The 12,823-nt window shown below is 62.4% G+C and carries 11 protein-coding genes and 1 tRNA gene; all 12 read right to left on the reverse strand.

The genetic code is table 11. From position 1 onward, the window contains the following. Positions 1-30: 30 nt before the first annotated feature. The 12 genes from hypE to AB5Y99_RS08680 all read right to left on the reverse strand — a co-directional run bounded on the left by hypE (position 31) and on the right by AB5Y99_RS08680 (position 12,813). Positions 31-1,035 (reverse strand): hydrogenase expression/formation protein HypE, encoded by a 1,005-nt coding sequence (gene hypE / locus AB5Y99_RS08625; RefSeq protein WP_368209413.1) that lies wholly within the window; start codon positions 1,033-1,035, stop codon positions 31-33. Then, a complete protein-coding gene (gene hypD, locus AB5Y99_RS08630) occupies positions 1,032-2,144 on the reverse strand; it encodes a hydrogenase formation protein HypD (protein WP_368209414.1) in 1,113 nt (370 codons plus the stop codon). Before hypD ends, hypE begins: the two co-directional genes overlap by 4 nt. Continuing rightward, a complete protein-coding gene (locus AB5Y99_RS08635) occupies positions 2,138-2,389 on the reverse strand; it encodes a HypC/HybG/HupF family hydrogenase formation chaperone (RefSeq protein WP_040065728.1) in 252 nt (83 codons plus the stop codon). Before AB5Y99_RS08635 ends, hypD begins: the two co-directional genes overlap by 7 nt. A gap of 5 nt (positions 2,390-2,394) precedes the next feature. Further along, the gene (hypF, locus tag AB5Y99_RS08640) at positions 2,395-4,833 is read right to left on the reverse strand and encodes a carbamoyltransferase HypF (protein WP_368209416.1); all 2,439 of its coding nucleotides are present in this window, start codon (positions 4,831-4,833) and stop codon (positions 2,395-2,397) included. Continuing rightward, entirely contained in the window at positions 4,830-6,713 is a 1,884-nt protein-coding gene (gene selB / locus AB5Y99_RS08645) for a selenocysteine-specific translation elongation factor (protein ID WP_368209417.1), read from the reverse strand. The genes hypF and selB overlap by 4 nt, the downstream gene beginning before the upstream one ends. Positions 6,714-6,717: 4 nt before the next feature. Beyond that, positions 6,718-8,196: an L-seryl-tRNA(Sec) selenium transferase gene (selA, locus tag AB5Y99_RS08650; protein ID WP_368209419.1), complete on the reverse strand. Its 1,479-nt coding sequence runs from the start codon at positions 8,194-8,196 to the stop codon at positions 6,718-6,720. 314 nt (positions 8,197-8,510) lie between these two features. Further along, positions 8,511-8,602 (reverse strand) — tRNA-Sec (locus AB5Y99_RS08655). 213 nt (positions 8,603-8,815) lie between these two features. Next, positions 8,816-9,307 (reverse strand): hydrogenase maturation peptidase HycI, encoded by a 492-nt coding sequence (gene hycI / locus AB5Y99_RS08660; RefSeq protein WP_368209420.1) that lies wholly within the window; start codon positions 9,305-9,307, stop codon positions 8,816-8,818. Next, on the reverse strand, positions 9,307-9,720 hold the full coding sequence (locus AB5Y99_RS08665) for a formate hydrogenlyase maturation HycH family protein (RefSeq protein WP_368209421.1): 414 nt from the start codon (positions 9,718-9,720) through the stop codon (positions 9,307-9,309). The genes hycI and AB5Y99_RS08665 overlap by 1 nt, the downstream gene beginning before the upstream one ends. Further along, complete coding sequence (locus tag AB5Y99_RS08670) at positions 9,713-10,528, reverse strand: NADH-quinone oxidoreductase subunit B family protein (protein ID WP_005301886.1); 816 nt, start codon at positions 10,526-10,528, stop codon at positions 9,713-9,715. Before AB5Y99_RS08670 ends, AB5Y99_RS08665 begins: the two co-directional genes overlap by 8 nt. Then, on the reverse strand, positions 10,528-11,085 hold the full coding sequence (locus AB5Y99_RS08675) for a formate hydrogenlyase complex iron-sulfur subunit (RefSeq protein ID WP_005345227.1): 558 nt from the start codon (positions 11,083-11,085) through the stop codon (positions 10,528-10,530). Before AB5Y99_RS08675 ends, AB5Y99_RS08670 begins: the two co-directional genes overlap by 1 nt. 9 nt (positions 11,086-11,094) lie before the next feature. After that, positions 11,095-12,813, reverse strand: coding sequence for an NADH-quinone oxidoreductase subunit C (locus tag AB5Y99_RS08680; RefSeq protein WP_139391020.1), 1,719 nt, complete (start codon positions 12,811-12,813; stop codon positions 11,095-11,097). Positions 12,814-12,823: the final 10 nt, after the last annotated feature.

A 12,823-nucleotide genomic window follows, 5' to 3' on the forward strand; every position in this document is an offset into this window, starting at 1 on the left:
TCCCTGTAAATGACGGAACGGCATGGCTGCTCAACAGATCCGCGGCAGCAGCTCCCCTTGCGGCAGCTCCAGATAGCGGCGGCTGCCCCAGGGGTTGTTGAGGAGCACCTTGTGGCGATCGCTCGCCTGCACCACGCCGATCTGGCTGGCGGCGGGGTTGAATTGCCGCAAGATGCCCAGCGCGTCCTGCGCCTGTTCGGCAGGCAGGGCCAGCACCATGGTTCCCTCGTTGGCGAGATCATGGGGCTCGAAACCGTAGAGCTCACACAGGCCGCGCACCGGATCGCACACCGGAATGGCTGACTCCTCCAGCTCGATGGCAACACCGGAGGCGCTGCTCCACTCGTTGAGCACGGCGGCAAGGCCACCGCGGGTGGCATCGCGCAGGGCGTGAGGGGTAAGTCCCGCCTGCAGCAGCGCTTCTACCTGCGGCCAGAGGGTGGTGCAGTCGCTCTTGAGATCGGAGCCCAGTTGCAGGGCGTCACGGGCCATCAGGATGCAGGCGCCGTGGCTGCCGATATCCCGCGACACAAGAATGGCGTCACCGGCTTTGAGGTTGCGTACCGAGATGCCCCGGCTCTGCTCAGGCCGCGGAAAGGTGCCGACCCCGCTGGTGTTGATAAAGATCTTGTCGGCCGCCCCCTTGGGCACCACCTTGGTGTCGCCGCAGACGATGCGGGCACCGCTCTTGGCAAGCTCGGCCGCCATCGACTCGACGATGCGGGCCAGATCGGCGTAGGGGAAGCCTTCCTCGATGATAAAGCTGCAGCTCAGATACTCGGGCTTGGCCCCCATCATGGCGAGATCGTTGACCGTACCGGCGATGGCCAGCTTGCCGATATCGCCCCCCTCGAAGAAGAGCGGCGAGACGGTAAAGCTGTCGGTGGTGAAGGCAACGGGGCCGCTCACCGGCAGATGGGCGGCATCTTCACCGCGCAGCAGGATCTCGTTGCCAAAGTGGCGAAAGAAGAGCTGGTTGATCAGCTGATTCATCTCGACGCCGCCGCCGCCGTGGCTTAACTGAATTTCTCTCATTGAATCCCCATATATCGGTAGTAGGCATTGCAGGCCCCTTCGGAGCTGACCATGCAGCTGCCCATGGGCTGGGTCGGGGTGCAGCCCCGGCCAAAGACTTTGCACTGGTTTGGCTTGGCCAGGCCGCGCAGGATATCGGCGCACTGGCACGCCTTGTGGTCATCGATGGGAGTCTGATCAAGCACAAAGTGACGCTCCGCATCGCGCTTGGCGAAGGCATCGCGCAGGCGCAGGGCGGAGGCGTTGATATCCCCCAGACCTCGCCAGCGAAAGTGCTCGCGGGTCTCGAAAAAACGCTCGACCAGCCGCTGGGCGGCTGTATTGCCGCTGGCGGTGACGGCGCGGCTGTACTGCACTTCCAGCGCGTAGCGACCCTCCACCTTCTGGCGCACCATCATCAAGAGCGCCTCCATCACATCCACCGGCTCGAAACCGCTCACCACCACCGGCACCTGATAGCGATCGACGATGGGCAGGTAGATATCGGCGCCGGTGATGACGCTGACGTGAGAGGGGCCGATAAAGGCGTTCACCTTGGCAACGCCGTCGGCCATCACCGCATGAATGGCGGGGGGCACCAGCACATGGTTGATATGGAATAGGAGGTTCTCGACCCCCTCAGCTTCAGCGGCAGCCAGCAAGGCGGCCGTCATGGGGGTGGATGTCTCGAAACCGATGGCGAAGAAGACCACGGTTTTCTGCGGGTTCTCTTTGGCGATACGCAGGGCATCGAGGGGGTCATAGACCGGGCGGATATCGCTCCCCTTGGCCCGTTGCTGGGCTAGCGTGCCCCTGGATCCCGGCACCCGGATCATGTCCCCCAGGGTGACCAGAATGACATTGGGCTGGCGGGCCAGCTCGATGGCCTGATCGATGCGCTCTTTGGGCATGATGCAGACCGGGCAGCCGGGGCCGTGAACGAACTCGATGCTGGCTGGCAGCAGCTGGTGCAGGCCGTACTTCATGATGGTGTGGGTATGGCCGCCACACACCTCCATCACCCGCAGCGGTTCGGGCAGATTTTTGGCCAGTTCGGTGATCTGGGCGGCGAGGGCGCGGATCACCTCGGGCTGGCGAAAGCCTAGGAACAGATCATTCAAGGTCAGCATGGCAAGATATCCTGTTTGGGCATCAGGGCCACCATCTGGCGGAAGCTCTCGAGGCTGGCCTGCGCCTCCTCTTCGTCAATCTTGCTCATCACAAAGCCGATATGGAGCAGCACATAGTCGCCCACCTGGAGGGGCTCTTCGAGCAGCATGCAGCTGACGCGCCGCTGCACCCCCAGGGTGTCGACGGTGACGCAGTTATCTTCGGGGTGCAGTTGCACCACCTGAGAGGGAATGGATAGACACATGGATTTCAGGACTCCGACAAGGTGGCACAACCGGCTGTGGCAGGCTGGTGCGTGGCAATATGGTGGATGGCAAACCAGAGCTGACCGGCGGCGATGCCACCGTCATTGAGCGGCAGGGTTTCGCTGGTCAATACCTGCCGGCCGGCGGCTTCGAGAGCGGGCACCAGCTGGTCCATCAGCACCCGGTTTTGAAAGACGCCCCCCCCGAGCGCCACCGGATAGCCGGGGAAACGCGCGGCCAGAGCGATGACCAGAGCGCTGATGGCGCGGATAAAACCGGCGGCCAGGCTGGCGGTGGAGGTGCCTTTGCGCCGCTCGCTGACAAGGGTATTGATGAGCTCGGCCCACTCGATCTGCAGCGGCCCTTCCGCTGATTGGCTGAGAGCAAAGGCAAGGGGGAAGGGCTGTTCATCGGGGGCCAGCTGCAAGGCGGCTGCCTCCAGCAGGAGCCCGGCTTCGCCCTCGTAATCGGGGGTATCAATCACCCCCAAGAGTGCCGCCACCGCATCGAACAGCCGACCGATGGAGCTGGTGTAGGGGGTGTTGCGACCCAGCTGCCAGAGCTGGTGCAGGTTGCTGATCCGCTTAAGGGGCAGTTGCTTGATCAACGGAATATCGAGGGCACCGATCTGCTCAGGGCTGTGCGATTCAAACAGCAGCCCCAGCAGTTGACGTACCGGCTCGCGGATGGCCGCCTCGCCGCCGATCAGCTTGAAGGGGGCAAGGTGGGCAACCCGCTCAAATCCCTGAACGTCTGCGATCAGCAGCTCGCCGCCCCAGAGGGTGCCGTCATCGCCAAGGCCGGTGCCATCGAAGGCAACACCCAGCACCGGGCCCGTGATGTTGTGCTCGGCCATCACCCCCAGCAGGTGGGCGTGATGGTGTTGCACCTCGAGATGGGTGGCACCCTGATTCTGGCAATAGCTTTTGGCCCACTGATGGCTGAGATAGCCCGGGTGGCGATCCGAGACCAGCACTTCTGGGTTGAGATCGTAGAGATCGCGAAAGGTGGCCAGGGTCTGCTCGAAGTGCTCCTGCATCGGCAGGCTGTGCAGATCGCCGATATAGGGGCTGTAGATGCGCTGGCGGCCGAAGGCGAGCGCCAGCTGGTTCTTCTGCTGCGCCCCGACCGCCAGCAGCGGCACCTTGACCGCCTGTTGCAGGCTGGGAGTGCAGGGAGCATAGCCCCGGGCCAGCCGCAACGTCTGGCGCCGCCCGCCTGTCCACTGCACCAGACTGTCGTCGCACGGGTGCAGGATAGGGCGGTTGTGATCCAGGATGCCGTCAATCTCGCTGCCGAGTTCCCTGACCACAGCCTCGCACTCGATAAGGATTGGGCTGCCGCGACCATTGGCACTGGTGGCCACCAGCGGCATGGCGCAGGCATCCAACAGCAGCTGATGGAGCGGGGTATAGGGGAGCATGACGCCAAGGTAGGGGATGCCGGGGGCGATCCCCTCGGCCAGCGGCGCGGTTGTCAGTAGGGATTCTGAGAGCCGATCATCGTTTTTGCGCTTGCGCAGCAAGGTGATGGGTCTGGCCTGAGAGGTGAGCAGCTTCCACTCGTCTTCGCTGCCGGTGACATGCAATTTGGCCTCGGCAAGGGAGCCCATCATCACCGCCAGCGGCTTGCGTGCGCGCCGCTTGAGTGTTCGCAATCTAGCCACACTCTGTTCATTGCGAGCATCACATATCAGGTGATACCCCCCCATCCCCTTAACTGCGATCAGTGCCCCCGCTTGCAGGGCGCGGGCGGCGGCGTGCAGGGCCTCTTCGCGTTCGGCCAGCGCATTTCCATTGCCGCTGAGCCAGCTGAGATGGGGCCCGCACTCGGGGCAGCTCACCGGCTGGGCGTGGTAGCGTCTGTCCAGCGGGTTTTCATAGGCCGCCGCACAGCGCGGGCACATGGCAAAGCCCGCCATGGCAGTATGGGGGCGGTCGTAGGGGAGGCGGCGGATAATGGTGTAGCGCGGGCCGCAGTGGGTGCAGTTGGTAAAAGGGTAGCGATGGTGGCGATCGTTGGGGCTGGCCACATCCCGGGCGCATGCCTCGCACATTCCCTGATCCGGCGAGATGGCGACCGTGGCCGCGCTCTGCTGCTGGCTCGCTTTAATTCGAAACTGGCCATGAAATTGGCCATCGAAGTCGGGATCATGAGCAAGGGGCAGCTCCCGCTCGCTGAAATGATCGATGCGGCTAAGTGGCGGCGCCAGTTCCCGCAGTTCGCGGGCAAAGGTGGCGAGCTGCTCGGGCGATCCTTCGGCGCCAATGGTGACGCCGTTGGCATCGTTCAAGACATAACCGGCAAGGCCGTGGCGCAGTGCCAGCCCATAGACGAAGGGGCGAAAGCCGACCCCCTGTACGATGCCGTCGATATGAAATTCGCGGCGCAGCCAGTTGGCGACCGGATTGGCAGAGACAGAGGGGGCGATGGTGGCGCTCATGCCGGCTCCATCTCATCTTGAGTCTGCGGCAAACGCAGCACCCGGCGCTCGTTCTCCTCGCGCCGCACCCAGCCATCCATCTCCATGCGCAGGCAGAACGGAATGGCGTATTTACGCGACAAGCCGGTGATCTCCTTGAGGGATGCCATGTCGATCAGATCTCCCACCTGCTGGCCCGCAAGCACGGCGGCGACCATCTGGTTGTAAAGCTCGGCGTCGTAGTAGATGGGGCCATCGAGCTGCACCAGATACTTGAGTCGCGCCAGATTGCGCAGCTGCTTTTGCAACGCGCCTTTTTGCTGTAAGCCCTGCTGCAGGGCGGCGGGTAGCTTGCGGGTGATAAAGGGATCCAGCTCTACGCCGCCGGGGCCCAGTTTACCGGGCTCGTAACCCTCCTTGCCTTGATCTCGCACCACCTTGAGCACCAGCTGTGCCTCTTCCCCCAGATCATCTTCCGACTCGCCGCTGCCCTGCTGCCACTTGTCATGGTGCAGGCGAACAAGCTGCTCGCTCTTGAGCTTCTGGAGCAGGGCCTGAATGACTGGCAGGGCGATGCCAAAGCGGGTTGCCAGCTCGGCGGCACTCAGCGGTTCGCTGGCCAGCGTAGCCAGCAGCTGGTCGCGGCTTTGGGCCAGCCAGTGGTTGTCCAGCAGCCAGTCACCGAGGGGGGTGACCTGCTCTGGCTGCTGGTCAAAGCGGCTGGCCAGCACATAGCCATTGAGCCCCAGTTGCAGGGTGGCCGGGTTGTAGTGCTCCAAGTCATCAGGCAGCTCGCCCAGCAGGGCGTGCAGCGCCTTGCGTCTGGCGGGGTGGATGTCGCCGCACCAGACGATGCGGGCGCCGTGCAGCAGTTCGCTGCTGCCGTGGCGAATGATGGCGAGCGGCTGGCCGAAGAAGCAGGGAATGGGGCTGGTAAAGATCAGCCGCGCCAGCCGGGTATCCTTGATGGGCACGAAACGGGCCCGGCCATGCCAGCTGCCGAGGGCTACTTCCACCTCCTGCGTGCGCAGTGTCTTGCTACTCAGGCTCTCGGCGTTGAGTCGCACGATAAGGTGGGTTGCCGCCTCGCACTGGCCAGCGGCGCTGGTGAGGCAGTGGCCGCGGGCCACCTCCTTGTGGGGCACTTTTTTAAGGCCCACCGCCACCCGACAGACGGCGCCAATCTCGTCGACGCTCTGGTGATAGGCTTGCAGGGAGCGCACCTGCACCTCCCGATCGGCGGGGTAGAGGCGCAGCTTGTCCCCCACCTTGAGGTTGCCCTGCTGCAAGGTGCCGGTAAGCACGGTGCCGGTGCCGTTGGCGGTAAAGACTCTGTCCACATACAGTCGCGGGGCGCTCTGCTCGCGGGCAGCGTGTGAGGCTGGCAGTTCGGCAAGCTGGCGCACGATGGCGGTGTGCAGGGCCGCCATATTCTCACCGGTTTTGGCGCTGACGCTGACGATATCGGGCACCATGCCGCTCTCGTCCATTACCCGCTCCAGCAGGCTCTCTTCCAACAGCAAAAGCTCGTCAGGGGAGACCAGATCGCACTTGTTGATACAGACCAAGAGGCGCGGCACCCCCATCGCCCTGAGCAGGCGCAGGTGATCGCCGGTCATCGGCATCCACCCCTCGTCGGCGGCAATCACCAGCAGCACCAGATCCAGACTCCAGAGCCCTGCCACCATGTTGCGGATATAGCGCTCGTGGCCGGGCACGTCGATGACGCCAATGGTGTTGCCCTGACCGTCGTCGAAGTGGGCAAAGCCGAGATCCTGGGTCATGCCGATGGCCTGCTCGTGGGCACGGGCGGTGGTGATGCCGGTGAGGGCCTTGATCAGCAGGGTCTTGCCGTGATCCACGTGGCCGGCAAGGCCGATAACGGCGCGATAGGGGGTCATGGGATCAGGGCTCCTCGGTCGCATTTGTTGCATTGAACGGGGCGGGGAGCAGCAACTCCTTGAGTTGGGCGATCAGCAGTTCCATCTCGGTCGGCAGCAGGGTGGCCATATTGAGCAGCACCTTCTGCTGGCGCACGGTGGCGATGACCGGCACCGGCAGTTCGCGCAAATCATCGAGCAGCTGCTGGGCCGGACGCGGGTCGGTGCACTCCAGCGCAGGGGCCGGGTAAAACTCGTCCGGCAAGGTGCCACCGCCCACCACCAGCTGGGCTGGGACCGGCACAAAGCAGCCGGGCAGGGCGGCCATCAGCCGGGAGGCTCTCGCCTGCATGGCGGCCGGGTTGCTCAAGGTGCGCTGGGCAATACCCTCACCGATGGGGGATTTGTTGAGCTTGTGGATGAGCAGGCGTTCGAGCAGGGAGTAGACGATGCGGCTCGGGCGGAAGGTGCGCATCATGGGGTGTTTTTCCAGCCGTTTGATAAGGTCACTGCTGCCACTGATGATGCCCGATTGCGGGCCACCCAGCAGCTTGTCGCCTGAGTAGCAGACCAGATCCGCCCCCGCCTTGATGTACTGGCGCACCGAGGTTTCATCCGGTGCAAACTCTTCGCTGGTCAAGCCCGACCCCTGATCCACCGCCAGCACCACGTGCTCGGGCAGGGCGCGCGCCACCTCGCCGATATCGGGGGATTCGGTAAAGCCGCGAATGGCGAAATTGGATCTGTGCACCATCAGCACCAGCGCGGTCTGATCGGTGATGGCATCGAGGTAATCTTTGGCGGTAGTGATATTGGTGGTGCCCACCTCCACCAGTTTGGCGCCTGAGAGGGCCAGAATGTCGGGGATGCGAAAGCCGCCGCCAATCTGGATCTGCTCGCCGCGCGAGACGATCACCTCGCGCCCCTTGGCCACCTCCTGCAGCAGCAAAAAGAGCGAAGCGGCGTTGTTGTTGACCACCAGCGAATCCTCGGCCTGGGTGAGGCAACGGAGCAGGGGGGCGATCAGCCCCTTGCGCCCGCCGCGTTTGCCGGTCGCGAGATCCAGCTCCAGATTGTTGTAGCCGGTGTTGAGGTCGCGCACCTCGTCCCACAGCTCGTGACTTAATGGCGAGCGCCCCAGATTGGTATGCACCAGGGTGCCGGTGGCGTTGATCACCCGGGTTTGACGCTGGCGCAACTGCTGTTGGCAGCGTTTTGCAATCAGCACCTCGATCTGCTCGGGGGCAACGCCATGCTGGCGAAAATCTTCGCACTGGCGCAGCTCGCTCAGGGTGTCGCGCACCGCCTGAGTCACCAGCGGGCGGCTCAGCGCCTCGATAAAACCGGTGAGAAAGGGTTGCTGCAGCAGCTGTTCTACTTGCGGCAAGCGGCGCGTTTGTTGCTGGCCGGGCTGTTGCTGAGAATCTGGCTGTGAATCGTCGGCAGCCGTACCTGATGCGGGCTGGCGATGGGGGATGGCTGGCGCGTGAGACGAGTTCGGCATGGGATTACCAGTGCAGTGCGTGGGTTCGGGATGCGCACCGGTTTGCCGATAGAGAGGCCGAGCTGACGGGTTATGACACTGCTGGCGATTTGCGGATGAGTGCAAACTGGGTGCATTAATGAGCGGGTATAAATTAATGCTGCATCGATGCTGATAAATTAATTTTTGGCCAGCGAGATAACCTGAGTTCGGATTATATTGGCAAGCGGCAAGCACCTTTTTTAAGGTATTACTTCAAACATATTGAACAAACAATGGAAATAACATCCAGGCCGAAGAATTCAGCGAGAGAGTATTTGTTCAATAGATAAATTTGGCGGAAGAGGCAGGAATCGAACCTGCCAAAGCCTTCTCGGCTCACATCGGTTTTGAAGACCGAGGAGGCCACCAGACCCCATCAACTTCCGTAACGGTCGCCATTTTGTGGCAAATTTCTGTGACTGGCAACGCTTTTTTTGTCATAAAAAATCGAGAGTTAGCGATTTTTTGAAAAAATCAAAGAACCTTGTTTTATATCAAGTTCAGCACAATTAGCCCGATGTTTTTAATTTAACATCGGGCCTCGATCACATTGCCTGAACCGTCGGTCAATAACGGTCGTTAACAACTCGATAAATAATCACCGGTTGGCGTTGGCAATATTCCACTGATCCAGTTTATCTATTAACAGACCAGTATCACTGGCGGCATCAAGGTGCTGATAAAGATAATCCATCGCCTCGCTCACCATCTCGGTCATCGGGAAGGAGAACGCCACGATGGCCGGTTGTACCCCGACAAAGATCACCTCGGGGACAAAGGTCTTGAGCTCGTCGATCAGGAAATTGAGCGGCATATTGTGGGTCGAGAAGATAAACATCTCGGCGATGGTCTCGGGGGGGATCACCTGCAGGGTTCCCGCCTTCTCGCCGATCTCGGCGGCATCCACCAGCACCACCCGCGCCGGTTGCAGCTCCCGCACCTTGTAGACCACATTTTCCGGCGCGATGCCGCCGTCAATATGGATCCAGCCGGACAGGGGGGCGGCTTGCAGTTTGTCGGCAAGATAGGGGCCGGCACCGTCGTCCCCCATCATGGCATTGCCCACGGTCAACACGAGATTGCAGCCCATCAGCGGCTCCTTACCATCAGGTACATATGGGGGTCGTTAAAGAGGGCGGTGAGCTGATCCATAAAGGTGTTGGTCCAGCCCAGCTCCTGCTCATCGAGCAGATTGTCGGCTTTGCGCAGTCGGTCGAAGGCGCAGGCCAGCATATGGCAGTGCTCGCGATAGATGGTGATCTCGCCAAAGGTGAGAAACCCCTCCATCTTGCGGCGCGCTTCGCTCCCCTGTGGCAGCTTGGCCACCCAGTCGCGATAACCGGTCAGCGAGCAGACCAGGTCTGCTCGCAGGCAATCGACGATGCCGAGGTGGTGGCCGATGGCGAGGCTGTAGTACATCACCTCCCTGGCCTCTTCCGGCACGTCGAACTGCTCGTCGACGAACTTGCGCGAGAGGCGATAGAAGAAAACCTCGTTAGCCATGTACCGCCTCTCCCTTGCCGGCCGCCCGGTTGAGGCAGGCGTTTGCGAGGTTGTTGACGATCTCAGCCAGGCGGGGATCGTCGTGCTGATCGAGGTAGCTCTGGATGCGCAGATCCACATCCTGCTGGGTCGCCCCTTCGAGCAGGGCCATAAACTCGTCGGCGATGATCCGCCCCTGACGATAACCGGCCATGCGGCGCGCCTCGCGTTCGATCATCACCCGGATTTCATTGGGGATGCCGGTGTGGCGCAGTTCGACCCGTTCACCCGGTTGCACCTCGTGGCTGGTGGCTTTGAGTTTCTGCTCAAGCAGACCGAGCGCCACGGCAAAGCCGTAGATGGTAGCCGCCGGTGTCGGAGGGCAGCCGGGGATATAGACATCCACCGGCACGATCTTGTCGGTGCCGCCCCAGACGCAGTAGAGGTCGTGGAAGATGCCGCCGTCACAGCCGCAGGCGCCGTAGGCGATGCAGATCTTGGGATCGGGCGCCGCCTCGTAGGCGCGCAGGGCTGGCACCCGCATCGCCCGGGTTACCGCGCCGGTAAAGAGCAGGATGTCGGCGTGGCGGGGGGAGGCGACCACCTTGATGCCGAAACGCTCGGCATCGAACAGCGGGGTGATGGTGGCGAAGATCTCGATTTCGCAGGCGTTGCAGCCGCCGCAATCGACCCGGTAGACATAGGCCGAGCGGCGAATGTCCTTGAGCAGGGTCTTCTTGAGTTTGGTGATCTCGGGATCCTGTGCCAGCGGCACGGCGCGGGTATGGGCATGGCCGACAACCGGTTCTATGCCTTTGATCTTGCTCATCACATCCACTCCTTTTGTGCGGCCATCGGTGTGGCTATCGGTGTGATCAGGGCCGAGTCAGGCTGGCTCAGCATGCTCTGTTTTCGTTTGCAGTCGGGGCAGTGGTGCAGCCGCTCCGGGGTCGCGAGCGGTGTGCCCGCCTGCTTGAGGGTATCTTCCACCAGTGCCACCAGCTTGCTCGGGGCAAAGTAGGTGCCGCACAGGGTGCAGGGGGCCAGTGCGAAGCGCGCCTCCTCATAGAGATCCGCCTTGTTGGTCACCGCCAGTTCGAACTCGGGGGAGAGGGCGATGGCGCGGGTCGGGCAGACCTCCTCGCAGCGGCCGCAGAAGATGCAGCGCGCCATGGAGATCTCCCAGCGCCGTTCGCCGGTCTCCATATCCACTTCCATCACCAGCGCGTTGGCCGGGCAGGCCTTGGTGCAGGCGGCGCAGGCGATGCACTGATCCGCCTGATATTTCGGTTTGCCGCGAAAATCCCGGTTCACCTCGTAAGGGGCGAAGGGGTACTTGGCGGTCGGGGTGCCAGCCTTGAGGATGGTCTTGAACAGCTTGATCATGATGACCCCTTATTTCAGCGGAGAGTTTTTGCGATCGATGCCGTAGCGCTCGATCTCCTTGTAGGAGACCACGGTGGATTTGCCCTTCCTGGGGTCGACCAGGGTGACCCGGTCGGTACAGGAGTAGCAGGGATCCAGACTGCCGATGATGAGCGGCGCATCCGCCACGGTATTGCCGCGCAGCATGTAACGCAGGGCAGGCCAGTTGGCGTAGGTGGCGGCGCGGCAGCGCCAGCGGAACAGCTTCTGGTTATCTCCCGTCATGCTCCAGTGGACGTTCTCGCCGCGGGGCGCTTCGGTAAAGCCCAGCGCAAACTTGCCCGGCTGGTAGGTGAAGCCTTCGGTCAAAAGCGGCCCCTCCGGCAGGTGCTCAAGGCCGAACTCAATCATGTCGAGGGAGTCGTAGAGCTCGTGGATCCGCACCAGCACCCGGGATTGCACGTCGCAACCCGCCTTGGTCTGGATCTCCATCGGCAGCTCGCGGTAACCGGCAAAATCGTGAACCCGGCGCACGTCGCGCTTGAAGCCGCTCGCCCGCACCATGGGGCCGACGCAGCTGAAATCGCGGGCAATCTGTGGCTCGAGCTTGCCGATACCGATGAGGCGGGAGGAGATGTTGGCGGTATCCAGCAGCATGGCCACCAGGGGTTTGAGCTCATCACGCAGTTCGCGCACCAGCTGGGCACCCTTGATGCGATCTTCCTTGAAGATGTCGCGGCGTACCCCGCCAATCAGGTTGAGGCCGTAGGTCTTGCGGGCGCCGGTCAGCAGCTCGGCCAGGGTCATGGATTTCTCCCGCACCCGGAAGAACTGCATAAAGCCGGTGTCGAAACCGGTGAAGTGGCTCGACAGGCCGATGTTGAGGATATGGCTGTGCAGGCGCTCCACCTCCAGCAGCACGGCGCGGATCATCTTGGCCCGCTCCGGCACCGGAATGCCCATGGCGTTCTCCACCGAGGTGGTGTAGGCGACGCTGTGGGTAAAGCCGCAGATGCCGCAGACCCGGTCGGTCAGAAACGCCACTTCGTTGTAGCCCATCCGGGTTTCGGCCAGCTTCTCCATGCCGCGATGGACATAGAAGAGGCGGTAGTCGGCATCGATGATGTCTTCCCCATCGACGAACAGACGAAAGTGCCCCGGTTCATCGGAGGTGATGTGCAGCGGGCCGACCGGCACGATGCGGTTGGCATCACTGCCGAGCTCGTTGACGAAGGGGTAGGTCTCGGTGTCGGTGGTGGGCATCGGGCGCTGGCGATAATCCATGGCGTCTTTGCGCAGGGGGTGGATATCCTCCGGCCAGTCGTCCGGCAACACCAGACGGCGTTCGTCTGGCAGACCGATGGCACGCAGGCCGTACATGTCGCGGATCTCCCGCTCGCCCCACACCGCCGCCGGAATGGTCGGGGTGATGGAGGGGTACTCCTGGGTATCGGCATCCACCAGCACCTTGACGGTGATCCAGCATTTGGTGTCGCCCTCCATGGAGAAGACGTGGTAGACGGCGAAGTGGCCGTTGAGGCTGCGCTCGTCATTGGCAAAGGAGAGCGGAAGCCAGCCCCCCAGCTGATGGAAGATCAGGCTGGCCGTCTCGACCAGACTGGTGGGTTTGACGGTAATGGTGGCCTGATCGGCGGTTTGCCACTCCTCGTCGACGATGGCGTGGGGCAGTTGTGCTCGCACCTGCTGGATGTAGTCGCAGCCGATGCGATCCGAAATGGCGATGGTCATGCAGTTCTCA

Source organism: Aeromonas sp. R4-2 (genome assembly GCF_040908295.1).
GTDB classification, from domain to species: Bacteria; Pseudomonadota; Gammaproteobacteria; order Enterobacterales; family Aeromonadaceae; genus Aeromonas; species Aeromonas veronii.

Excerpts from the sequence above, each read along its gene's own strand:
- hypE (WP_368209413.1), bottom strand. The coding sequence starts at position 1,035 with ATGAGAGAAATTCAGTTAAGCCACGGCGGCGGCGGCGTCGAGATGAAT.
- hypD (WP_368209414.1), bottom strand. The coding sequence starts at position 2,144 with ATGCTGACCTTGAATGATCTGTTCCTAGGCTTTCGCCAGCCCGAGGTG.
- AB5Y99_RS08635 (WP_040065728.1), bottom strand. The coding sequence starts at position 2,389 with ATGTGTCTATCCATTCCCTCTCAGGTGGTGCAACTGCACCCCGAAGAT.
- hypF (WP_368209416.1), bottom strand. The coding sequence starts at position 4,833 with ATGAGCGCCACCATCGCCCCCTCTGTCTCTGCCAATCCGGTCGCCAAC.
- selB (WP_368209417.1), bottom strand. The coding sequence starts at position 6,713 with ATGACCCCCTATCGCGCCGTTATCGGCCTTGCCGGCCACGTGGATCAC.
- selA (WP_368209419.1), bottom strand. The coding sequence starts at position 8,196 with ATGCCGAACTCGTCTCACGCGCCAGCCATCCCCCATCGCCAGCCCGCA.
- hycI (WP_368209420.1), bottom strand. The coding sequence starts at position 9,307 with ATGGGCTGCAATCTCGTGTTGACCGTGGGCAATGCCATGATGGGGGAC.
- AB5Y99_RS08665 (WP_368209421.1), bottom strand. The coding sequence starts at position 9,720 with ATGGCTAACGAGGTTTTCTTCTATCGCCTCTCGCGCAAGTTCGTCGAC.
- AB5Y99_RS08670 (WP_005301886.1), bottom strand. The coding sequence starts at position 10,528 with ATGAGCAAGATCAAAGGCATAGAACCGGTTGTCGGCCATGCCCATACC.
- AB5Y99_RS08675 (WP_005345227.1), bottom strand. The coding sequence starts at position 11,085 with ATGATCAAGCTGTTCAAGACCATCCTCAAGGCTGGCACCCCGACCGCC.
- AB5Y99_RS08680 (WP_139391020.1), bottom strand. The coding sequence starts at position 12,813 with ATGACCATCGCCATTTCGGATCGCATCGGCTGCGACTACATCCAGCAG.